Source organism: Caulobacter sp., assembly GCF_035254145.1.
In the GTDB taxonomy this organism is placed as follows: domain Bacteria; phylum Pseudomonadota; class Alphaproteobacteria; order Caulobacterales; family Caulobacteraceae; genus Caulobacter.
The window spans coordinates 14,209-36,932 of the sequence record NZ_DATFAV010000242.1 but is presented as its reverse complement, the minus strand read 5'-3'; the positions used below and the strand labels follow the sequence as shown (position 1 = coordinate 36,932).

Genomic DNA, 22,724 nt, shown 5'->3' with positions numbered 1-22,724 from the left:
GGGACGTGCCGCGCGCTTTCGCGCCCCAATCCGTCTTCATGACCGCAGTCTCGTCTTCGGTCTGGCTTGCATCGACTCGAAGCGGCGGCTATCACGCGGCCTCTTCGAAGAGCGACCTGTTCCGCGGTAGCTCAGTGGTAGAGCAGCCGGCTGTTAACCGGCTGGTCGTAGGTTCGAATCCTACCCGCGGAGCCACTCAACGTCAGATTTGTGACGCCGGACATTCGGCCCACAAGCCTCACGCGCCGCCAAGCTCTTCCGGACCTTCGCCGAAATCTCTAGTCCCACACCGGCTTGGAACGGATCGTCAGCGGCGCGCCGCCTTCGGCGTGGACGGAGACGCGGTCTCCCTGGCGCTCGAACGTCAGATCCACGCTTTCGTCGCCCACCCGCAGATGTTCGACGCGCAGCCGGTCGATGCCGATGGGCAGGCGCGGATCCACCAGCACGATCTCGTTGCGATTGGCGTCGATCGTGATGCCCAGGCAGGCCTGGAGCATCATGAATACCGAGCCGGCCGCCCAGGCCTGCGGCAGGCAGGCCACGGGATAGGCGACAGGCGGCTCGCCCGGCGAGCGCGGAAAGCCGCAGAACAACTCGGGCAGGCGCATGTTCATGCGACTGGCGGTCTCGAACAGGGCCGAGGTCAGCTTCACCACGCCGTCCCGTTCGCCGTACCGCGACAGACCCATGACGCACAGCGCCGTGTCGTGCGGCCAGACAGAGCCGTTGTGATAGCTGATCGGATTGAACCGGGCCTCGCCGGCGGCCAGGGTCCGCAGGCCCCACCCCGAGTTGAAGTCGGCTGAGAGCAGCTGTTCGGAGACCTTGCGCGCGCGTTCGGGCGTCGGAAGGCCGCAGAAGAGCAGGTGGCCCGGGTTCGAGGACAGCACGCGGCACAACTGTCCCTGACCATCGACGGCGATGCCGTAGTAGTTTCGCTCGTCCATCCAGAACAGCGTTTCGACCTTTTGGCGCAGCGTTTCCGCCTTGTGGCGCCATATGGCCGCCTGTCCGATCTCGTCGCGGCGTTCCGCCAGCCGGGCCATGCCGCGATAGGCGGCGAAGGCGTAGCCTTGCACCTCCACCAGGGCGATCGGCCCCGACGGATAGCGGCCGTCGGCGTGGAACACGGAATCTTCGCTGTCCTTCCAGCCCTGGTTCGACAGGCCGCTGTCCTGCCCGCGCGCATAGTCGATCAAACCGTCGCCGTCGGTGTCGCCGTCGTTCTCGATCCAGTGCATGGCGCGCTCCAGGGCGGGCCAGAGCTCGTCGATCAGCCGATCGTCGCCGGTGCGGGCCTGGTAGGCGTCGGCCAGGGCGACGAACAAGGGCGTGGTGTCGACGCCGCCGTAGTACCGTCCGAACGGCACCTCGCCCAAGGCCGGCATCTCGCCCTTGCGCGTCTCGTGCATGATCTTGCCCGGCGCGCTGTCGCGGAAGGCGGAGCGCTCATGAGCCTGGTGGGCCGCCAGGTAACGCAGCACGCCCTTGGCCAGGGATGGCTCGAACCACAGGATCTGCCAGGCGGTGATGATCGCGTCGCGCCCAAAGGCGGTCGAGAACCAGGGGATGCCGGCATAGGGGTAGGGGCCGGTCTCCATCCTGGTGGTCAGCAGGGCCAGGTCGGCCCGCGACTTGCCGAGCCACTCGTTGAAGAGGCGGCCCGAGCTGTTCAGTCGCGCCCCATGTCGCCGTCTGGCGCGCATGTCCCAGCGCGCCCGCGCGGCGGCGTCGCGGAAGCGTTCGCGGCTGGGCGTATGGCCGTCCACCGCGCCGATCTCGAGATAGAGTTCGGTCTGGCCCTCGGCCTGCAGGGTGAACATGAACTCGGCCTTGTGAGGCCCCAGCCGGAAGGGCGCGTCCGAGAACGCGATGACGGAGGATCGTTCGACCCCGTCCAGGCCGATATAACTGTAGGCGACGCGGCGACCGTCGATGTGGGGCGGGCGCTTGACGCCCCGGCGGACCCGCGGCGTGCCTCGTACTTCGAACATGTCCCGGAAGTCGGCGTCGAATTCCAGGCTCATCGGCAGCAGCACCACGTCGCGGCTGTAGTTGACGCAGCGGATCCGCTCGAACAGCCGTTCGCCCCAGAGGAACCGCTTGCGCTCGATGTGGAGCACGCCCGGCGGGCCCATCGGTCCGCCCGGATAGGGCAGCGCCTGGTTGGTGCCGTTGCAGGTGAAAAAGACGTTGTCGTGCGCGACGGCGGCCGACAGCAACGATGGCGCATGACCGCCGAGCGTCAGGCGGAAGGACGACAGGATCCGCGTGTCATTGTGGAATAGGCCATCGCCCTGGCCCGTGATGTCGCCGAACTGATCGGCGACGATGAAGGTGTCCTTGTCTTTCAGGGCGTAGAGATTCTGCGGCGCGCGGACCTCAGCCGTCACGCCGTAGTCGACCGGCGCCTCGATGGCCGGCGCGAGATTCTCCATGGCCCCTCCTTCATGTCATGCGCTCGCGGCGAGCTCGACCAAGGACGGATACACAGCGGCGCCATCGCGCAGCTGTTCGTAGAGCGCGACATAGCGCCGAGCCATCGCCTCGGCGGAGAACCGTTCTTCGAAACGCCGACGGACCAGGTTTCGATCCAGCAGAGTCGCCTGTTTGATCGCTTCGACCGCCTCATCGTCGTTGTCGACGATGAAACCGGTCACGCCCGGGTCGATCACCTCCGGCACCGAACCGCAGCGATAGGCCACCACCGGCGTGCCACAGGCCATGGCCTCGATCATCACCAGGCCGAAGGGCTCGGGCCAGTCGATCGGGAAGAGAAGGGCGTCGGCCCCGCCCAGGAACGCCGACTTCTCGCCGTCGCCGATTTCGCCGATGAACTCGATCAGCGGGTCGCCCAGCATCATCGGGGCGATCTTATCCTCGAAATAGGCGCGGTCGGCGGGGTCGACCTTGGCGGCGATCTTCAGGCGCTTGCCCAGTCGCTTGGCCAGCATGATCGCCCGGTCCGGGCGCTTCTCGGGCGAGATGCGGCCCAGAAACGCCAGGTAGCCGTGGCTCGTCTTCGACAGTCGATAGACGTCGGCGCTCATGCCGTGGTGGACCGTGCCGGCCCAGTTGGCGAAGGGCAGGGGGCGACGCTGGTCGTCGCTGATCGACACCAGCGGAAACTGCGGCCAGCGCTTGTAGACCGCCGGGAGGTCCTTCAGATCCAGTCGGCCGTGAAGGGTTGTCAGGGTGCGTTCGGCCCGATCGGCGAAGAACGGGAACTGTATCATGTCGGTATGGAAGTGGATGATGTCGAACTCGTCCGCCAGGGTCCGGACCTCGGCGATCTGGGCCATGTGCGCGGCCAGGTCCGACTTCAGCGGAGCGGGGTCCAGGCGGATGGCCTGATCGCGAACCGCGATCAGACGGGCCTTGGTCTCGGCCTCGCCGCTGGCGAACAGGGTGACGTCATGGCCAAGATCGACCAGGGCGTCGGTCAGATGGGAGACGACGCGTTCGGTGCCGCCATACAGCCGCGGCGGAACAGCCTCATAAAGCGGGGTGACCTGGGCGATCTTCATCAAGCGGACTTTCGACGGAGGAACTGGGCGCGGCGCTGGTCCGCCCAAGATGAGTTCCGTCGATCACGATTGGTTCCGAGGGCCGCCTTGTTGTCGCCCTATTGCGGCGAGACCCCGCGCTCCAGGCGGTCGTCACGCTGGCGCTGCTGGCGCAGCTCGCGTCGACGCCGGCGCCAGCGGCCGTAGGCCTTGCGCGCCCGGGTGTCGATGCGCGGCAGGAAATAGATCACCACAAGGGCGACGATCGCGGCGGCGATCACCACTTTCGCGTCAAGCATGGCAGTTCCCCATGAAGCCGTAAGTTCGGGCTTCCTCCCCCATCCGCGGACACGCCGCCGATAGCCATATCTTCACCACGTTTGCGTCGCGATCAATCGCCATTGCGTGACAATGGTTTGCGCGGCGCAAAACGCCGTTCTTTTGGTCTTTCCGCCATGGGGCGGCGCGTTGTTGGCGCTTTTGGGACCATCGTACGGCGCTCTTTCGGCCGTTGGCTTTCCGCGATCGCATTGCCTTCGGGCGAGCGGGAGACCTATAAGCCTGCTCGAAAGTCCAGTCCTTCGAGGGATTCCATGAGCACCGACTTCGCCGCCGCGCGGCTGAATATGGTCGAGAGCCAAATTCGCACCGCCGACGTCACCGATCTGCCGCTGCAGGACGCGTTGCGGGTGGTGGCGCGCGAGACGGTCACGCCCGCCTCGAAGGCCTATCTGGCCTATGCCGACGCCGACATCGAATACGCGCCGGGCCGCTGGCTGCTGCGTCCGCGCGAAGTGGGCAAGCTGCTGCAGAACCTCAAGCCGCGCGAGGGCGAGAAGGCCCTGGCGATCGCCGCGCCTTACGCCGCGGCCGTGCTCGAGGCCATGGGTCTGTCGGTCACGCGCCTGGAAGGTGACGACCTGAAGACCGTTCCGGGCGGCGGCTACGACGTCATCGTCTGCGAAGGCGCCGTCGCGGCCGCGCCGAAGACCTGGCAGGACGCCCTCGCCGTCGGTGGCCGCCTTGGCGTGATCGAGCGCACCGGGCCAGTCGGCCGCGCGGTCGTCTATCTGCGGGCCGAGGACGGGGTCGGCCGCCGTCAGGCTTTCGACGCCTCGCCTCCGATCCTGGCGGGCTTCGAGGTCGAGACCGGCTTCAGTTTCTGAAGGCGCCGGGCCCCGTCACCGCAACGTCTGCGTGAAAAAAGCTTAACTGGCGGCGACTGGCGGTCCGACTTACACGCGATCATATTGTGGCGACGCGAGCTTCGCGTGATTGGGGATAGAACCTAGATGTCGAACCGTCGACGGGCCGGATTGCTGGCCGCCGCTTGCAGCGTCAGCTTGATGGCCGGTGTGTTTTTCGCCGCGCCCCTTTCGGCGGCTCGGGCCGAAACCCTGGCTGACGCGATCGCGCTGGCCTACCAGACCAACCCCACTTTGCAGCAGCAGCGCGCCAGCACCCGGATCACCGACGAGGGCGTGGTGCAGGCCAAGACGGGCTTCCGTCCGACCATCGGCGGCGAGCTGGACGTGACGGGCTCGAAGACCAGCCCCGACACCGGCGCCGACGTCAAGGCGTCGGGCAGCGGCGCCACGGTCTCGATCAGCCAGCCGCTCTATACCGGCGGCCGCGCCAGCGCCAACCTGAGCGCCGCGGAGGCCGACGTGCTGTCGGCCCGCGAGGGTCTGCGCTCGGTCGAGCAGAGCGTGCTGGTCAGCGTCGTCCAGGCCTATGTCGACGTGCGCCGTGACCAGGAGCGCCTGCGCATCGCCAAGGAGAACGTCGCCGTCCTCCAACGCCAGCTCGAAGAATCCAACGCCCGCTTCGACGTGGGCGAGATCACCCGCACCGACGTCGCCCAGTCGCAGGCGCGTCTCGCCGCGGCCAAGGCGGGCCTGTCGTCCGCGCAGGCGCAGCTGGAAGTCAGCCGCGCCGGTTACGCGGCCGTCGTCGGTCAGACCCCCGGCGAACTGGCGCCCGAGCCGACGCTGGCGGGCTTGCTGCCGGCGACCGTCGACCAGGCCTTCGAAGCCGCCCAGACGACCAACCCCGGCGTGACCTCGGCCCGCTACAATGAAGAGGCCGCCGCCGCCCGTGTCGCCGTGGCCAAGGCCGGCTATCGGCCGACCGTTTCGGCGCGGGCCTCGCTCGGCTACGCCGCCGACAAGCGCTCGGGCGTCGGCAGCCAGTTCGACGACTACGACCGCACCATCTCGGGCGCGATCACCGCCTCGATCCCGATCTTCACCGGCGGCCTGACGACCTCGCAGGTTCGCGCCGCGACCGAGCGTGAGAACGCCGCCCGCAGCGCCACCGAGGGGGCCAAGCGCACGGCCATCCAGCAGGTCTCCAACGCCTGGAGCAATCTCCTGGCCTCGCGCGCCAACCTGGTGTCCAACGAAGAGCAGGTGCGCGCCACGCGCATCGCCTTCGAAGGCGTGCGCCAGGAGCAGCAGGTCGGTCTGCGCACCACGCTGGACGTGCTGAACGCCCAGCTGGAGCTTTCCAACGCCGAACTGGCCCTGGTCGGCGCGCGCCGCGACGAATATGTCGCCAGCGCCGTCGTGCTCCAGGCCATGGGCCAACTGGGGGTGAGCAAGCTGTCGTCGACCACGACCGCCTACGATCCCAAGACCTCGTACGACCGCGTGACGCACAGCGTTGGCTGGGTTCCGTGGGAGCCGGTGGTGCAGGCGGTCGACAAGGTTGGCGCGCCGTCCGTCAAGGCCAAGGGCGGATCCAAGTAGACGCGAAGCCGCGTCGTTTCCGCCCACACCTTATCCTTAAGCTTGCTTAACCTGCGCAAGTCTGCACCATCGCGGACTAGCGTGCGGTAAGCGCGCAAGGATTCGTATCCCTTTACGACGGCCTCGCACATGTCCGATCAGAGCTCTCAAGAACCTACGATGGAGGAGATCCTCGCCTCCATCCGGCGCATCATCTCGGAGGATGATGGGCCTGCGGAGCCTGCCGCCGAGGAAGCACCGGCCGCGGAACTTGAGCCCGAGGCGGAACCGGCTCTCGAAGCCGCGCCGACGCTCGACGCCGAGCCGGTCGATGACGTTCTCGAGCTGACCGATCCGATCGCGCCCGAGGAGCCCCAGGGCGAGCCGGAACTGCCGCCGCTGGAGACTGTCGGAGACATCGACGTCTATTCGCCGCCGGCTCCCGCGCCCGAACCGGCGCCGAGCGCGCCGATCTTCGATCGCGACGAAGCGGCCGACAACCTGGTCGGCGACAGCGCCGCCTCCGCCGCCGCCAGCGCCTTCGGCAGTCTGAGCTCGGCCCTGCTGATGCCCAAGGACGGTCGGACGCTGGAGGATGTGGTGCGCGAACTGCTACGCCCGCTGCTCAAGGAATGGCTGGACCAGAACCTGCCGCGCATCGTCGAGACCAAGGTCGAGGAAGAAGTACAGCGGATCGCTCGCGGCCGCGTCTAAGCCCCCTCGATCTTCGAAAAATCGAGGCGGTCGCCAAGGCGGCCGCCTTTTTCGTTGCGAAATACCTCAGAAAACCAAGGCCCGCCGGTTTCGCGCCGGGGCCGCAGATGGCATATCCGCTCCGCCATGCTCGATAAGACCTTCGATCCCAAATCCGTCGAACCCCGCCTGTACGCCGCCTGGGAGGCCTCCGGGGCCTTCAAGCCAGCTGAGGATCCGAACGCCGAGCCGTTCGTCATCGTGATCCCGCCGCCGAACGTGACGGGCTCGCTGCACATCGGCCACGCGCTGAACAACACGCTGCAGGACGTGCTGACCCGCTTCCACCGCATGCGCGGCAAGGCCGCCCTTTGGCTGCCGGGCACCGATCACGCGGGCATCGCCACCCAGATGGTCGTCGAGCGCCAGCTGGCCGCCGCCGGCAATATCGGCCGCCGCGACATGGGCCGAGACGCCTTCGTCGAGAAGGTCTGGGAATGGAAGGCCGAGAGCGGCGGGGCCATCACCAACCAACTGCGCCGTCTCGGCGCCAGCTGCGACTGGTCGCGCGAGCGCTTCACCCTGGACGAGGGTCTGTCGGCCGCCGTCCGCAAGGTGTTCGTCCAGCTCTACAAGCAGAACCTGCTCTATCGCGACAAGCGCCTGGTCAACTGGGACCCGCAGTTCCAGACCGCCATCTCCGACCTTGAGGTCGAGCAGAAGGAGGTCGACGGCGCCTATTGGCACTTCGCCTATCCGCTGGCCGACGGCGTGACCTACCAGCACCCGATCGCCTTCGACGAGGAGGGCAAGCCCACCGAGTTCGAGACACGCGACTACATCGTTGTCGCGACGACGCGACCGGAGACCATGCTGGGCGACACCGGCGTGGCCGTGCATCCGGACGACGAGCGTTACAAGGGGCTGGTCGGCAAGTTCGTGACCCTGCCGATCGTCGGCCGCCGCATCCCGATCGTCGCCGACGACTACGCCGACCCGACCAAGGGCTCGGGCGCGGTGAAGATCACCCCTGCCCACGACTTCAACGACTTCGGCGTCGGCAAGCGCGCGGGCCTGGAAGCTATCAATATCCTGACCCCGGAAGCCAAGCTGAACGACTCCGTCCCGGCCGAGTTCGTCGGCATGGACCGCTTCGTCGCCCGCAAGGCCATCGTCGCCCGCGCCGAGGAAGAAGGCTGGTTGAAGGAGATCGAGAAGACCCGCCACATGGTCCCGCACGGCGACCGTTCGGGCGTGGTCATCGAGCCCTTCCTGACCGACCAGTGGTACGTCGACGCCAAGACCCTGGCCCAGCCGGCGCTGAAAGCGGTCGAGACCGGCGAGACTGTCTTCGAGCCCAGGCACTGGGAAAAGACCTACTTCGAATGGCTGCGCAACATCGAGCCGTGGTGCGTCTCGCGCCAGCTCTGGTGGGGCCACCGCATCCCGGCCTGGTTCGGGCCGGAAGGCTCGATCTTCGTCGAGGAGACGGAAGACGCGGCCTACGCCGCCGCTCGGGCCCAGTTCGGCGCCGACGTCGTCCTGAACCGCGACGAAGACGTCCTCGACACCTGGTTCTCCTCCGCCCTGTGGCCGTTCTCGACCCTGGGCTGGCCCGAGAAGACCGCCGACCTGGCCAAGTTCTACCCGACCAGCACCTTGGTGACGGGCTTCGACATCATCTTCTTCTGGGTCGCCCGGATGATGATGATGGGCATCCACTTCATGGGCGAGGCCCCGTTCAAGCAGGTGTTCATCAACGCCCTCGTCCGTGACGAGAAGGGCGCCAAGATGAGCAAGTCCAAGGGCAACGTGATGGATCCGCTGATCCTGATCGACGAGCTGGGCTGCGACGCGGTGCGCTTCACCCTGACGGCGATGTCGGGCCAGGCGCGCGACATCAAGCTCTCCAAGCAGCGCATCGAGGGCTACCGCAACTTCGGCACCAAGCTGTGGAACGCCTCGCGCTTCGCCCAGATGAACGAGTGCGTTCGTGTCGAGGGCTTCGATCCCGCGACGGTCGAGCAGCCGATCAACAAGTGGATCCGCGGCGAGACGGTCAAGACCGTGGCCGAGGTGACCAAGGCCCTGGAAGCCCCGTCGTTCGACGAGGCCGCCGGCGCTCTGTATCGCTTCGTCTGGAACGTGTTCTGTGACTGGTACCTGGAGCTGGCCAAGCCGATCCTGAACGGCGACGACGCGGCGGCCAAGGCCGAGACCCGCGCCACCGCCGCCTGGGCGCTGGACGTGATCCTCAAGCTCCTGCACCCGGTGATGCCGTTCATCACCGAGGAGTTGTGGGACAAGACCGCCGAGTTCGGTCCGGCTCGCGAGACCATGCTGATCTCGGCGAAGTGGCCCGAGCTTCCCGCCGAATGGATCGACGCCGAGGCCGAGGCCGAGATCGGCTGGCTGGTCGACACCGTCAGCGAGATCCGCTCGGTGCGCGCCGAGATGAACGTGCCTCCGGGCGCCAAGCCGCCGCTGACCCTGATCGGCGCCGGCGCGGAGACCAAGGCCCGCCTGGCCCGCCATCGCGACCTGCTGCTGACCCTGGCCCGTCTGGACAGCGCCCGCGAGGCCGACGCCCCTCCCGCCGGGGCGGTGCCCTTCGTGCTGGGCGAGGCGACCGGCGCCCTGGCCATCGCCGAGTTCATCGACCTCGCGGCCGAGAAGGCTCGCCTGACCAAGGAGATCGCCGGCCACGTCGGCGAGATCGAGAAGGTCGGCAAGAAGCTCGGCAATCCCGACTTCCTGGCCCGCGCCAAGGAAGAGGTCGTCGAGGAGAACCGCGAACGCCTGGCCGAGGCGCAGGCCGCCAAGGCCAAGCTCGAGGCGGCGCTGAACCGGCTGGAGTCGGTGGGATAGTGACGACCTCAACCTGCCTTCCTCGCCCTTGTGGCGAGGACCCATGGCGCGGCTAGGTTCGATTTTCAGAAGAGGGCGCGTCCATCGTGGGCGCGCCCTTTTTTGATGTCCGAGCGGCTAGAAGCTCAACGCCCCCGACGCCGTAACCCTCAGCGACCCATAACCCATAACCCCCGGATGCGGCGTCTCCAGCGGATGGCTGTGCGTCGCCGTGATCACCACCACCTTCGCGCCGGCCGCCTCGGCCGCGGCGATGCCGGCGGGGGCGTCCTCGAACACCAGACAGTCCTCGATCGCGTGGCTCAGGCGCTGGGCCGCCAGCAGGAAGCAATCGGGAGCGGGCTTGCCGCGCTCGACATCCTCGGCGGTGACCAGCACGGCGGGGATGGGCAGGCCGGCCGCCGCCAGTCGGACCTTGGCCAAGGCGCGCGGGGCCGAGGTGACGACGGCCCAGCGGTCGGCGGGCAGGGCGCTCAGGAAGGCGGCGGCCCCCTCGATGGCGTCGATCCCGTCCGTGTCGGCGATCTCGGCCTCCATCAGCCACCGGACCTCGGCGTCCTCGTCGACATCGGGGATGTTGAAGCTGCGCACCGTCTCGACGGCGCGCCGGCCGTGGATGCACTTGAACACCGCCTCGACGTCCAGACCGTGCCTGCGCGCCCAGACGCCCCAGACCCGCTCGCTGGCGACGATCGAGGTCAGGACCGTGCCGTCCATATCGAACAGGAAGGCGGCGAACTCGCGATCGGGAAACAGGAGAGATTGGGGCAATGCTACGCTCCGAACGAGAGGCAAGACGACGCCCGGTCATCCACCCTGGACGAGGCGGTGTCCAGGCCGCGTCACATGACCAAGGATTAACTGGGCCGGGTCGCGTCGGACTGGTCTTCTGCCATCGCTTGGCGATGGAACGCGACGATGAGAAACCTTGGTCTAGGATTGATCGCGCTGAGCCTTGTCGCCGGAGCCGCCAGGGCCGCGCCGGACCCCGTCGAGCGGGCCGATGCGATCGTCCGTCGCGCCATGGCCGAACAGCACATTCCCGGCCTGCAGATCGCCGTGGTCAAGGACGGCAAGATCGTCATGTCCCGCGCCTACGGCGTCGCCGACCTAGCTAAGCAGGCGCCGGTGACGCCGGGGACCGTTTTTCCGATCAATTCGATCACCAAGGCCTTCACGGGCGTGGCCGCCATGCGCGAGGTCGAGGCCGGACGACTGGACCTGGCCAAGCCCATCGGCGCCTACGTGCCAGACCTTCCGGAGGCCTGGCGTGGCGTCGAGGTCCGGCGGCTGCTCAGCCATACCTCGGGCTTGCCGAACTTCGACGACGGCGATGGCGACGGCGAGGCTGCCTGGGCGGCCGCCGTGGCCAAGCCGGTCAAGTTCCCGCCAGGCCAGCGGTTCGACTACAACCAGACCAACTACGCCCTGATCCAGATGGCCATCAACGGCCTGCGGGGCAGGGCGCCCGACGCCACCCTAGCCGGCGAGCAGATCGCCCTGGCCGGCATGAGCCGAACGGGCTGGGGCGACAGCCGCGACGCCGGGCCCGAGCGGGTCATCTCCTATGGCTACCGCAAGGCCACGCCGGATCAGCCGGTGGCGCGCGCCGAGATCTTCTCGCCGCTGCATCGCGCGGCGGCCGGCATGGTCAGCACGGCCAGCGACATGGCGCGATGGATGATCGCCGTGCAGGACGATACGCTGCTAAAGCCCGCGACCAGGACGGCGATGTGGACGCCGGTCGCCTATGCCGACGGCAAGCTCGGCCAGTGGGGCATGGGCTGGCTCGTTTTGGACCGGCCGGCGCACCGCGCCGTGGCCATGACCGGCGGCAGCCGCTCGGCGGTCTATCTCTATCCGGACGACAAGGTCGGGGTGGTGGTCCTGACCAACCTGGCCGGCTCGGCGCCCGAGGATCTGATCGACGAGATCGCCCAAGGCTTCATCCCGGGCATGTCCCTGACCGGCGTCTCGGCCCTGCGCGCGGCGCTGGCGGGACAGGAGCCGGCGGACCCCGCCGCGACGGTCGCGGCCTTCCGCGCCGCCCATCCCGGCTTCACCGCCGACGAGCACGAGCTGAACGACTGGGGCTATCGCCTGCTGGCCTTCGGCAAGCCGCGCTCGGCCCTGGCGGTGCTGAAGCTGACGGCGGATCTCAACCCGACCAGCGGCAACGCCTTCGACAGCCTGGGCGAGGCCTATGCGGCCAATGGCGACACGGCCTCGGCCATCGCCGCCTACGGCAAGTCGCTGGCGCTGGATCCTGGCAACAGGAACGCCGCGCAGTGGTTGAAACAGCTCAAGAGGCAGCCCGCCTAGGGCTGTAACTTATCAATGATCCCCTAGCGTCAAACGGACGTTTGCATCCGGCCGCCGACTGTGCTCTCTCCTCGACGAACGCGCTCGCTGAAAAAGGCGCGACATACCGGGAGAGTAAGCATCATGACCCAGGCCGCCCCCGCGTCCATTCCGTGGCCCGCCATGTCGGTCCAGCAGGCCTATGCGATGATCACCACGCCTGGCGGCCCAGGTGAGATGGAAGAGGTCGAGATCCGTGGCGTGAAGACCCGGGTCTGGAAGAACGCCCCGCCGACGCTGCGCGAGACCCTGATGATGGGCCGCACCCACGGCGACAGGATCTTCATGATCCACGAGGACGAGCGGGTCAGCTTCGAGGCCTTCTATCGCGCCGTGACGCACATGGCGGCCGAGCTGCAGGCCTTCGGCGTCCAGAAGGGCGATCGCGTCGCCATCGTCATGCGCAACCTGCCCGAATGGCCAGTCGCCTTCTATGCGGGCATGGTGCTGGGGGCGATCGTCACGCCGCTGAACGCCTGGTGGACCGGTCCCGAGCTGGAATACGGCCTGATCGACTCCGGCGCCCGGGTCGCCATCGTCGATGTCGAGCGCTACGAGCGTCTGGCCGAGCACCTGCACAACTGTCCGGACCTGCAGCGGGTCTATGTGAGCCGCTCGCCCGAGGAGATCTCTCACCCCTACGTCGTCCATCTGGAGACCGTGATCGGCGGACCCAACGACTGGGCGGCCCTGGCGGAAAAGCCGCTCCCGGCGGTCGCCCTGGGCGCGGACGACGACGCGACGATCTTCTACACCTCGGGCACCACGGGTAAGCCCAAGGGGGCGATCGCCACTCACCGCAACATCAACAGCAACATCTTCGCCGCCGCCGCCGCCTCGGCCCGCGCCTTCCTGCGCCGCGGCGAGGCGCCGCCCCAGCCCGATCCCAGCGCCCCGCAGAAGGGTTCGCTGCTGTCGGTGCCGTTCTTCCACGCCACGGGCTGCTTCGCGGTGCTCAACCCCTCGTTGTTCGCCGGCGCCAAGCTGGTGATGATGCGCAAGTGGGATCCGGAAAAGGCCATGCAGGTCATCCAGGACGAGCGCCTGACCCAGATGGGCGGCGTGCCGACCATCGCCTGGCAGATCATCGAGCATCCGAACCGCCACAAGTACGATCTCTCCTCGATCGAGAACGTCGCCTATGGCGGCGCGCCCTCGGCGCCGGAACTGGTGCGCAAGATCAAGGAGATCTGGCCCAAGTCCTCGCCCGGCAACGGCTGGGGCATGACCGAAACCTCGGCCACCGCGACCAGCAACTCGGCCGAGGACTATGAGAACCGCCCCGACAGCTGCGGTCCCGCCGTGCCGGTCACCGACCTGAAGATCATGACGGTAGACGCGCCGTACCGCGAGCTCCCGATCGGCGAGGTCGGCGAGCTGTGGTGCAAGGGCCCCCAGGTGGTGCGCGGCTATTGGAACAAGCCCGAGGCCACCGCCCAGACCTTTGTCGACGGCTGGGTGCGGACGGGCGATCTGGCCCGCCTCGACGCCGAGGGCTTCTGCTTCATCATCGACCGCGCCAAGGACATGCTGATCCGCGGCGGCGAAAACATCTACTGCATCGAGGTCGAGAACTGCCTCTACGACCACCCGGCGGTGATGGACGCGGCCCTGGTCGGCGTCCCGCACAAGACCCTCGGCGAAGAGCCGGCGGCGGTGGTCACGCTGAAGCCGGGCGCGCACGCGACCGAGGCCGAACTGCGCGCCTTCGTGGCCGACCGCCTGGCGGCCTTCAAGGTGCCGGTCAAGGTGGTGTTCTGGCACGAGACCCTGCCGCGCAACGCCAACGGCAAAATCATGAAGAATGAGCTGAAGAAGGTGTTCGTGGAGGGGTAGCGCCATGGTCCAGTCGAAGGCGGCTAGCGTGGACGACTTCATGCAGGAGGTCGCGCCCGAGCGTCGCCCCGCGCTGGACCGCCTCCGCGCGCTGTGCCTTGAACGCTTCGGCGCCGATAGCGAGGGAATGGCTTATGGCATGCCAGCCTACGGCGACCCGAAGGCGCCTTTCGTAGCCTTCAACAGTCAGAAGCAGTACGTCGCCGTCTATCCGGGGCGCGCGGCGCTCGACGCCTTCGCCGAGCGTCTGGCGGGCGTCGACCGCGGCGCTGGTTGCATGCGCTGGAGACGGCCGGAAGCCATCGACTTCGCGCTGATCGCTGACATCCTGGACCATGTCCGGGCCAGCGGCCGGGGCGGCTGCTGACCCTTGGACTGGCCGGGAGCGTCGGCTACGCGCTCACCGTCGGTCGCCGATGCGCCCAGGGCTGGGCCTCTTCCAACTGATAGGCCAGCGCCAGCAACGTCGCCTCGCCGCCCGCGCGCCCGGCGATCTGCACGCCCACGGGCAAGCCGTCCGCCGTCCAGTGCAGCGGCACGCTCATGGCCGGCGCTCCGGCCACGTTCTGCACGGGGGTGTAGCCGACATAGGCCATCAGCCGCGCCTGCAGCTCCTCGAACGAAACCCAGCCTGCGACATAGCCCAGCTCCACCGGCGGCTTGCCCAGCACCGGCGAGAGGATGACGTCGTACTTCGAAAGCCAGGCGTCATAGGCGCCGATGGTGGCGTTCAGGCGCTGAAGCGCGGCGGGGAGGGCGCCCTGCGGCAGCTTGCCGACCAGTTCGGCCATGCCCAGGGTGAACGGCTCCAGCACGCCGGCGTCGGGCTTGCGGCCCATGGCCTTGGTGACGCCCGCGACTAGCTCGGCCGCGCCGGAGGCCCACAGCACGGTGAAGTCCTGACCGAACTGAGCGCCGTCCATCGGCCAAGCCGTGGGCTCCACCCGGTGGCCCAGGTCCTTGAGCAGCTTGGCGGCGTTGTCGACGGCGGCTTGCACTTCCGGATCGGGCGCGAGGCCCGTGCCGCCGTTCATGACGAGGCCAACCTTCAGCTTCCGCTTGAGCGGCGCGGTCACCACGCCGATCGGCTTGAAGGGGGCGCCGGCGTCCGTGCGTTCGGTGGCGGCGAACAACGCCGCTGAGTCACGGACGCTGTGAGTGAGAGCGTGCGACACCGACAGGTCGATGCCTCGGCTGCTGGGTCGGTTGGGGATCATCCGCCCGCGCGAGGGCTTGAGGCCGAACAGGCCGCAATTGGCCGACGGGATGCGGATCGACCCGCCGCCGTCGCTGGCGTGGGCGATCGACACCATGCCCGAGGCCACGGCCGCCGCCGCACCGCCCGACGATCCGCCGGACGAGTGCTTGGTGTTCCACGGATTGCGCGTGGGCAGGAAGCCCATCGGCTCGGTCGTGGGCAGGAAGCCGTATTCCGGCGTGGCCGACTTGCCCAGGGTGACGAAGCCAGCTCCGTCGAAGGCGTCGACATAGCCCGTCTGAGCCGTATCGGGGCGGGCGCCGATGCTGGCGCGCGTGCCGTAACGCGTGGGCAGGCCCTTGTAGGGGTCCAGATCCTTGACCAGGAACGGCACGCCGGCGAACGGTCCGGAAACCTGACCGGATTTGGCCTTTTCCAACGCGCGCTCGAAGTCGGAGGCCACGAGGGCCTGGACCTGTGGCTGCAAGGTCTCGATCCGAGCGATCGCCGCCTCGACCAACTCGGCCGCGCTGACCTCCTTGCGGCGCACCCGGCCGGCCAGCTCGGTGGCGTCCGGCGTCCATGGGGCTGGCGCGCCGGTCGTTTTGGGCTTGGCGAAGGCCGAAGGGGCGGCCGCGATCGCGGCGGAGGCGGCCATGAGGCCGCGGCGGCTGAAACGCATGAATTTCCTCCCACAAGCCGGCGTCTTCCGCGCCGGTGATCGGTGTTCAGTTGAACCCGAAGAGACCTTGGCCGCAAGCCCGTGCTAGACGGTGTTTTCGAGTTCAGGAGGCCGCGTGGCTCGCAAGCGCATCGATCAATTGCTCGTCGAGCGGGGCGTCTTCGACAGTCGCGCCAAGGCCCGGGCGGCCGTGGAGGCCGGCGGCGTCTCGGTCGGCGGCAAGGTGATCGCCAAGCCCGCCGAGAGCGTCGACGAGGACGCCGAGATCATCGCCGAGGCGGCCCATCCGTGGGTGGGACGCGGCGCCCTGAAGCTGGTCCACGCGCTGGATCTGTGGCCGATCGCCGTAGAGGGGCGCACGGCCGTCGATGTCGGCGCCTCGACCGGCGGCTTCACCGAGGTGCTCCTGGACCGGGGGGCGGCCCAGGTGTTCGCGGTCGACGTCGGCCGCTACCAGCTACACGCAAGGCTGAAGGCCGATCCGCGCGTTACGGATCTGTCGGGTGTCGACGCCCGGGCGCTGGACGAAACCCTGATCCCGACCGCGCCGCAACTGGTGGTCAGCGACGTCAGCTTCATCTCCCTGGTCAAGGCCTTGCCGGCGGCCTTGGTTCTGGCGGCGCCTGGGGCAGATCTCGTCGCCCTGATCAAGCCGCAGTTCGAAGCCGGGCGAGACCATGTCGGCAAGGGCGGGCTGGTGAAGGACCCGGAGACCATCGCCCGTGTCGAGCGCGAGGTCGTCGACTTCCTGGAGAGCTCGGGGTGGTCCGTGAAGGGGCTGACCGAAAGCCCCATCGCCGGCGGCGACGGCCAGGTCGAGCGCCTGGTCTGGGCGGCCAAGGGCTGAAACGAAATCGGCCGCCCAGAGCGCGGGCGGCCGATCGTCTTCCACAAGAAAGCGGGTCGTTCAGTCGACCACTTGGTATTTGCCGTTGGCGTCCGGGCAGACGCGCACGAAGCGCTTTTGGACCCGGCCGTCCGGCAGGTAGATCGGGCTCTCGGCCAGGGTGCAGCCGTTGACGTCGGCCTGGGCGCGGTTGTCGACGCGATAGCCTTCGTGGCGCTCGTAGGTCCGCTCGTAATAGCTGTCGCGATCGGCGTCGCGACGGGCGTCCTCGTACGAGCCCGAGCGATAGGCCGGATCGTCGTTATAGGCGGCCGGCGGGGGCGGAGGAGGCGGGGGCGGCGCCGAGACGCGGCCGGACGTGCAGGCCGCCGAGTGTTTCCCGACATTGGCGCCGACCACCGCGCCGAGCAGGCCGCCCAGGACCGCGCCTTCGGTGCGCGCGCCCTTAGCCGCGACGCCGCTGCCGATCGCCGCGCCGATGCCGGCGCCGGCCAGGCCACCGCCCGTGCCGCGCTGCGTCGTCGAACGCTGGCAGGGGTCGTAGTAATAGCCCTGGCGATCATACGCGCCGCCATAGCTCGACGAGCCATAGGCCTGGGCCGAGGCCAGGGTCGGCGCCAGCACGCCGCAGACGAGGGCGGCGGTGACGCCCAGAACGGTCTTCATCTTGGAGGTCCTGCTCTTGGAGGCGTTCATGGTCATGAGAGAGCTTGTCATTTTGGGGGCGACCGCCGCCTTGGCGCCGATCGCCGGTCCGTTCGTTGCTCAACGAATGGCGCAGCCAAGATGAACGGCGCCTGACCGAGGTGTTCAGCTTCGTTCACGCGCGGTATGGACGGCTTTTGCGCGCCGGCGAAACGTGTCTTCGGCGTCGAAACGGATACGAAATGCGAGAACTGACGATCGACGCGGTCGGCGCCCAGGGCGACGGCCTCTCCCGCAACGCGGAGGGCAAGGGCGCGGTCTTCGTGCCGCTGACCCTGCCGGGCGAGCGGGTGCTGGCCAACCTCGAAGGCGCGCGCGGCGAGGTCGCCGAGATCCTGGCCGCCAGCCCCGACCGCGTCGTTCCACCGTGCCGCCACTTCGGCGCCTGCGGCGGCTGCGCCCTGCAGCACTGGGCGGGCGAGCCCTATCGCGCCTGGAAGGCCGAGCAGATCCGCATCCAGCTGTCGATGGAGGGCCTTGAGACCGAGATCCTGCCGACCTTCGCCGCGCCGCCGGCCTCGCGTCGTCGCGTCGCCCTGCATGCGCGCAAGGGGGGCAAGGGACGCCCGGCGGCTCTGGGCTTCAAGGCGCGCCGCTCCTGGAACCTCGTGCCGATCGAAGAGTGTCCGGTCACCGACCCGCGTATCGTCGCGGCCCTGCCGGCGCTGGCGCGCCTGGCCGAGCCCTTCCTAGAGCATCCGAAGTCCGCGCCGACCCTGCACGTGACCTTGACGGGAACGGGTCTGGACATCGACGTGACGGGCGTGGAGCGCAAGAGCGGTGGTCTCTCCGCCGACGCCCGCATGCGGGCGGCCATGGCGGCGAGCGAGGGAGATTTCGCGCGGGTCACCATGGCCGGGGAGATCGTCTACGGCGCGCGCCAGCCGCTGGTGAAGCTCGGGCCGGCGGTGGTCGCTCTGCCGCCGGGCGCCTTCCTGCAGGCCGTGCCGGCCGCCGAGCGCGCCATGGTCGACTTCGCCGTCGCCCAGGCCCAGGGCGCCGGCCGCATCGCCGATCTCTATTGCGGCGTCGGCACCTTCACTTTCCGTCTGGCCGAGATCGGGGCGGTGTACGCCGCCGAGATGAGCGCGCCGGCGATCGCCGCGCTGAAGGCGGCCATGGGTTCGACCCCCGGGCTGAAACCGATCCAGGTCGAGGCGCGTGACCTGGTGCGCCGGCCGGTGCTGAGCACGGAGCTGGCCAAGACCGACGTCGTCGTCATCGACCCGCCGCGCGCTGGCGCGGCCGAGCAGACGGTGGAGATCGCCAAGTCCAAGGTCGCCAAGGTGGTGGGCGTGTCCTGCAATCCGCAGACCTTCGCCAAGGACGCCCGCGTGCTGGTCGACGCCGGATTCCGCCTGGAAAAGGTGCTGCCAGTGGACCAGTTCGTCTGGTCGCCGCATATTGAACTCGTGGGTGTCTTTTCTCGCTGAGGCCGGCATGGACGAGCGACGAACCCGGACGGCTTTCGCAGGTGACGCCCTGGGCCAGCGCGCCAGGGCCGCGGTCAAGGCTGCCTGGTGGACGGCCGCCGGCGGCCTGGCGCGAAGCCTGACGCGGCCGACCGAGGGCCCGCAGGCTCGCCGCTTCCAGGCCAGCAGCGCGCCGCCCGCCAAGGACAGCTTGCGCCGCGCCTATCTCGAAGCCTTCGAGAAGGACGCCCGCGACGTCGCCGCCGGCCTCTATCCCGCCGTCGAGGACGGGCCCGGGCGTCCCTCGGCGGCTCTGCGGGAGGCCGCGGACTTCATCGTCGATGCTTTCGAGGTCGATCGCCGTCGGCGGCGCGGCGATGGCGCCGAGGTTCGCGATGCGGCGGATAGTCGAGCCTATCCAAACTATTATCGCCAGAACTTCCACTACCAGTCCGGCGGCTGGTTCACGGTCGAAAGCGCCCGGCGCTACGACGCCCAGGTCGAGGCGTTGTTCTCGGGAACGGCCGGAGCCATGCGGCGGCGAGGGCTTTCGCTGCTGGCCCGCCATTGGCGCGGGCGCGATCATCGGAGCGCCAAGATCGTCGATGTGGCTTGCGGTTCGGGCGCCTTCCTCAAGGATCTCAAGGCGGCGTTCCCGCGCGCGGCGATCGCGGGCCTGGACCTCTCCGAGGCCTATCTGGCGGAGGCCCGACGGCGCACGGGCGCGGGCGGGATCAAGGCCAATGCGGAAGTCTTGCCTTTTGCCGATTGTTCGTTGGACGCGGTGACTTGCGTCTATCTTTTCCACGAGCTGCCGCCGCGCGTGCGTCCCCTGGTCGCCGCCAGCCTGGCGCGGGCGCTGAAGCCAGGCGGCGTGCTCGTCATGGTCGACTCCGTGCAGCCGACCGACACCCCGGAGCTCGCCCGCCTGCTGGAGGCCTTCCCGGTCTATTTCCACGAACCCTATTACGGCAGCTACGCCGAGACCGACCTGACGGTCCTATTCGGCGAGGCTGGGCTGCGTTTGGTCGGCGAGGATCGGGCCTTCCTCACCAAGGCGCTGTTGCTGGAGAAGCCCGCGCCGTGAGTTGCGTCCGCCGCGCCGTCCGCTAAGCAAGGGACGGGGAGCGGGGGCGGCGGTTTGGCTTACGAAGCGAGACGACGGTACGAGGCGCTGGACGGCCTGCGCGGCGTCGCGGCCGTGGGCGTCATGCTCTACCACATCGGAAGTTGGACCGGCCGGCCCTGGCTGGTCCCGCACGGCTATCTCGCCGTCGACTTCTTCTTCTGCCTGTCGGGCTTCGTCCTGGCCCACGCCTACGGCCGACGCGAGATCGGTTGGCTGGGCTTCATGCGCCAGCGGCTGATCCGGCTGTGGCCGCTGATCGCGCTGACCATGTTGGCGGGCGCGACGGTGATCATCGAGCACCGCGAGCGCGTGCCCGGATGGTTGGGCCTCGGCCTTCTGATGATTCCCAGGGTGTGGGCCGACGAGATCGGCTTCTCGCCGCTTTTTCCTTTAAATCCGCCGGCTTGGTCTCTGTTCTTCGAGCTTGCGGTTGGAGCGATCTGGTTTCCGGTCCGGCGACTGGGCGTCATGGGCCACGTGCTGATGATCGTGCTGCTGGTTCCGGTCATGGCCTATGTCTGCCACGGCATGGGCGGGGTGCTGACCGGCTGGGACCGGGGCACGTTCGTCATCAGCTTTCTGAGGACCGTCTTCGCCTTCCTGCTGGGCTGGGGCTGCTATCGGATTCAGGGGTTCACGAGCCTTACGCTTCCCGCCTGGGTCCTGGCGTCGTTGCTGGCGGCCGTGATGAGTTTTCCGTGGACGCCCTTGAATTGGCTCTACGATTTCGTCTGCGTCGGTTTGGTTTTTCCGGTGATGGTCCTGGCCGGACGGCGCGATCCGGACGGCCTGGCGGGCGCGGCCTGCCGGATCTCGGGCGCGATCTCCTATCCGCTCTACGCCCTGCACTGGCTGGGCTGGGAGCTGATGCTGCGAGGATTCCGCGCGATCGGCGGCCACGGCTATCCGGTCGGCTTCGCGCTGGTGGCGATCCCGGTGATCGTGCTGGGCGCCTGGACGGTTCTGAAGCTCTATGACGAGCCGGTTCGGCGCCGTCTCCAGGCGCTGGCCCGTCGTCCCTAAAAATCGGAAACTCGATGTCGGCGGCCGGCCTGGTCCGCCGTCCTAGGAAGGAACGAGGACAGCCATGCTCTACGCCATACTCTGCTACAACTACGAGGACGTGGTCTGCGCCTGGTCCAAGGACGAGGAGGACGCCGTCATGGAAAAGCTGGGCGCCGTCCAGGAGCGTCTGGCGAAAGAGGGGCGGCTGGGCCCCGTCGCCCGGCTGATGCCGACGACGGCCGCCACCACCCTGCGCAAGGACCGCGATCCGCCGCTGGTGCTGGATGGCCCGTTCGCCGAGACCAAAGAGCAATTGCTGGGCTTCTACATCGTCGACTGCGAGTCGCTCGACGGCGCGCTGGGCATCGCCAAGGACCTGGGCAAGGCCAATCCGGGCGGCTCGTACGAGATCCGTCCGATCGCGCTGTTCCAGCCTGGAGCCGCCGGCGCGTGACCGATCTGGCCTGGATCGAGGGCGCGATCGTCGCCGCCCGGCCCCAGGCCATGGCGGCGCTGCTGCGCTATTTCCGCGACATGGATGCGGCCGAGGAGGCGTTCCAGGACGCCTGCCTGCGGGCGCTGAAGTCCTGGCCGCGCAACGGCCCGCCGCGCGACCCCGCCGCCTGGCTGATCCTGGTCGGCCGCAACGCCGCCATCGACGCCGTTCGCAAGACCAGCCGCCATACGCCGCTGCCGCCCGAGGAACTGCTGTCGAACCTCGAGGACGCCGAGGCCGACGCCGCCGAGCGGCTGGACGGATCGCACTATCGCGATGACGTCCTGCGGCTGCTCTTCATCTGCTGCCATCCGGACCTGCCGGCCACGCAGCAGATCGCTCTGGCCCTGCGGATCGTCTCGGGTCTTTCGGTCCGCGAGATCGCCCGCGCCTTCCTGGTCGGAGAGGCCGCGATGGAACAGCGGATCACCCGCGCCAAGGCCAGGATCGGGGCGGGCGAGGCTCCGTTCGAGGCCCCGGGTCCGGTCGAGCGGGCCGATCGCTTCGCCGCCGTGGCGGCGATGATCTACCTGGTCTTCAACGAGGGCTATTCGGCCGGCGGCAAGGCGGTCGAGGCCAAGGGCGGCCTGTGCGAAGAGGCGATCCGCCTGGCGAGGCTGCTGCTGCGCCTGTTCCCGGCCGAGCCGGAGATGATGGGGCTGACCGCGCTCCTCCTGCTGCAGCATGCGCGCTCGAACGCGCGCTTCGCCGCCGACGGCGCGGCCATCCTGCTAGAGGATCAGGATAGAAGTCTCTGGAATCACAAGATGATCGGCGAGGGGCTGGCGCTGATCGACAAGGCCATGCTCAAGCGCGCGCCCGGCCCCTATCAGGTGCAGGCCGCCATCGCCGCCCTGCATGCTCGCGCCGAAAGGCCGGAGGATACGGACTGGGCGGGCGTCGACCAGTTGTATGCGACGCTGGAGATCATGCAGCCCTCGCCAGTGGTCACCCTGAACCGCGCCGTGGCGACGGCCAAGGTGCGAGGTCCTGACGCGGCTCTGGCGATGATCGAGCCTCTGGCCGCGCGCCTGGATGGCTATTTCCACTTCCACGGCGCGCGCGGCGCCTTCCTGCTGCAGGCTGGACGCGGGGGCGAGGCGCGCCAGGCGTTCGACCGGGCGATCGCCCTGGCCAACACCGCCGCTGAGGCGGCCAGCATCCGCCAATATCTGGACCGGCTGACCGCCGAGGCTGAAAAAGCGCCGCTCTGATCCTGGCCGTCGCTCAGCTTTCCGCCGCCAAATAGGCGAG

Annotated in this window: 19 protein-coding genes and 1 tRNA gene; 14 read left to right on the top strand and 6 right to left on the bottom strand. The window is 68.5% G+C overall.

Features of this window, described 5'->3' with window-relative positions; genetic code table 11:
• Positions 1 to 120 precede the first annotated feature (120 nt).
• Positions 121 to 195, top strand: a tRNA-Asn gene (locus tag VJ655_RS15015).
• A gap of 83 nt (positions 196 to 278) precedes the next feature.
• On the opposite strand, the gene VJ655_RS15010 is transcribed toward VJ655_RS15015, so the two are convergent.
• From VJ655_RS15010 to VJ655_RS15000, 3 genes are all read right to left on the bottom strand, one after another.
• Positions 279 to 2,441 (bottom strand): amylo-alpha-1,6-glucosidase, encoded by a 2,163-nt coding sequence (locus VJ655_RS15010; protein WP_324112418.1) that lies wholly within the window; start codon positions 2,439 to 2,441, stop codon positions 279 to 281.
• Positions 2,442 to 2,456: 15 nt separating this feature from the next.
• Entirely contained in the window at positions 2,457 to 3,530 is a 1,074-nt protein-coding gene (locus tag VJ655_RS15005; protein WP_324112416.1) for a glycosyltransferase family 4 protein, read from the bottom strand.
• A gap of 98 nt (positions 3,531 to 3,628) precedes the next feature.
• Entirely contained in the window at positions 3,629 to 3,808 is a 180-nt protein-coding gene (locus tag VJ655_RS15000) for a hypothetical protein (RefSeq protein ID WP_324112414.1), read from the bottom strand.
• Positions 3,809 to 4,102: 294 nt separating this feature from the next.
• Between VJ655_RS15000 and VJ655_RS14995 the strand changes: the two genes are divergently transcribed.
• From VJ655_RS14995 to VJ655_RS14980, 4 genes are all read left to right on the top strand, one after another.
• Positions 4,103 to 4,675: a protein-L-isoaspartate O-methyltransferase gene (locus VJ655_RS14995; protein ID WP_324112412.1), complete on the top strand. Its 573-nt coding sequence runs from the start codon at positions 4,103 to 4,105 to the stop codon at positions 4,673 to 4,675.
• A 126-nt stretch (positions 4,676 to 4,801) separates the two neighbouring features.
• A complete protein-coding gene (locus VJ655_RS14990; RefSeq protein WP_324112410.1) occupies positions 4,802 to 6,259 on the top strand; it encodes a TolC family outer membrane protein in 1,458 nt (485 codons plus the stop codon).
• 129 nt (positions 6,260 to 6,388) lie between these two features.
• Positions 6,389 to 6,952: a DUF2497 domain-containing protein gene (locus tag VJ655_RS14985; protein WP_324112408.1), complete on the top strand. Its 564-nt coding sequence runs from the start codon at positions 6,389 to 6,391 to the stop codon at positions 6,950 to 6,952.
• Positions 6,953 to 7,078: 126 nt separating this feature from the next.
• Complete coding sequence (locus VJ655_RS14980) at positions 7,079 to 9,799, top strand: valine--tRNA ligase (protein WP_324112406.1); 2,721 nt, start codon at positions 7,079 to 7,081, stop codon at positions 9,797 to 9,799.
• Between the two features lie 117 nt (positions 9,800 to 9,916).
• Here the strand turns inward: VJ655_RS14980 and VJ655_RS14975 are convergent, their stop codons facing one another.
• On the bottom strand, positions 9,917 to 10,570 hold the full coding sequence (locus VJ655_RS14975; RefSeq protein ID WP_324112404.1) for an HAD-IA family hydrolase: 654 nt from the start codon (positions 10,568 to 10,570) through the stop codon (positions 9,917 to 9,919).
• 147 nt (positions 10,571 to 10,717) lie between these two features.
• Here VJ655_RS14975 and VJ655_RS14970 point away from each other — a divergent pair, with 147 nt between their 5' ends.
• The 3 genes from VJ655_RS14970 (at position 10,718) to VJ655_RS14960 (ending at position 14,363) form a co-directional block, all read left to right on the top strand.
• A complete protein-coding gene (locus tag VJ655_RS14970) occupies positions 10,718 to 12,121 on the top strand; it encodes a serine hydrolase (protein WP_324112402.1) in 1,404 nt (467 codons plus the stop codon).
• 123 nt (positions 12,122 to 12,244) lie between these two features.
• Positions 12,245 to 13,996 carry a class I adenylate-forming enzyme family protein gene (locus tag VJ655_RS14965; protein ID WP_324112400.1) on the top strand — a complete coding sequence of 584 codons (1,752 nt, stop codon included), beginning with the start codon at positions 12,245 to 12,247 and terminating at the stop codon, positions 13,994 to 13,996.
• Positions 13,997 to 14,000: 4 nt separating this feature from the next.
• Positions 14,001 to 14,363, top strand: coding sequence for a DUF1801 domain-containing protein (locus VJ655_RS14960; protein ID WP_324112398.1), 363 nt, complete (start codon positions 14,001 to 14,003; stop codon positions 14,361 to 14,363).
• Positions 14,364 to 14,388: 25 nt separating this feature from the next.
• On the opposite strand, the gene VJ655_RS14955 is transcribed toward VJ655_RS14960, so the two are convergent.
• Positions 14,389 to 15,876: an amidase gene (locus VJ655_RS14955; RefSeq protein WP_324112396.1), complete on the bottom strand. Its 1,488-nt coding sequence runs from the start codon at positions 15,874 to 15,876 to the stop codon at positions 14,389 to 14,391.
• A 115-nt stretch (positions 15,877 to 15,991) separates the two neighbouring features.
• Here VJ655_RS14955 and VJ655_RS14950 point away from each other — a divergent pair, with 115 nt between their 5' ends.
• Complete coding sequence (locus VJ655_RS14950) at positions 15,992 to 16,723, top strand: TlyA family RNA methyltransferase (protein WP_324112394.1); 732 nt, start codon at positions 15,992 to 15,994, stop codon at positions 16,721 to 16,723.
• 60 nt (positions 16,724 to 16,783) lie between these two features.
• On the opposite strand, the gene VJ655_RS14945 is transcribed toward VJ655_RS14950, so the two are convergent.
• Positions 16,784 to 17,425, bottom strand: a complete 642-nt coding sequence (locus tag VJ655_RS14945) for a hypothetical protein (protein WP_324112392.1) — start codon at positions 17,423 to 17,425, stop codon at positions 16,784 to 16,786.
• Positions 17,426 to 17,610: 185 nt separating this feature from the next.
• Here VJ655_RS14945 and VJ655_RS14940 point away from each other — a divergent pair, with 185 nt between their 5' ends.
• The 5 genes from VJ655_RS14940 (at position 17,611) to VJ655_RS14920 (ending at position 22,684) form a co-directional block, all read left to right on the top strand.
• Complete coding sequence (locus VJ655_RS14940; protein ID WP_324112390.1) at positions 17,611 to 18,861, top strand: class I SAM-dependent RNA methyltransferase; 1,251 nt, start codon at positions 17,611 to 17,613, stop codon at positions 18,859 to 18,861.
• A 7-nt stretch (positions 18,862 to 18,868) separates the two neighbouring features.
• Positions 18,869 to 19,927: a class I SAM-dependent methyltransferase gene (locus VJ655_RS14935; protein ID WP_324112388.1), complete on the top strand. Its 1,059-nt coding sequence runs from the start codon at positions 18,869 to 18,871 to the stop codon at positions 19,925 to 19,927.
• A 54-nt stretch (positions 19,928 to 19,981) separates the two neighbouring features.
• Entirely contained in the window at positions 19,982 to 20,992 is a 1,011-nt protein-coding gene (locus tag VJ655_RS14930) for an acyltransferase (protein WP_324112386.1), read from the top strand.
• Positions 20,993 to 21,056: 64 nt separating this feature from the next.
• Positions 21,057 to 21,428: a YciI family protein gene (locus tag VJ655_RS14925; protein ID WP_324112384.1), complete on the top strand. Its 372-nt coding sequence runs from the start codon at positions 21,057 to 21,059 to the stop codon at positions 21,426 to 21,428.
• On the top strand, positions 21,425 to 22,684 hold the full coding sequence (locus VJ655_RS14920; protein ID WP_324112381.1) for an RNA polymerase sigma factor: 1,260 nt from the start codon (positions 21,425 to 21,427) through the stop codon (positions 22,682 to 22,684). Before VJ655_RS14925 ends, VJ655_RS14920 begins: the two co-directional genes overlap by 4 nt.
• Positions 22,685 to 22,724 lie beyond the last annotated feature (40 nt).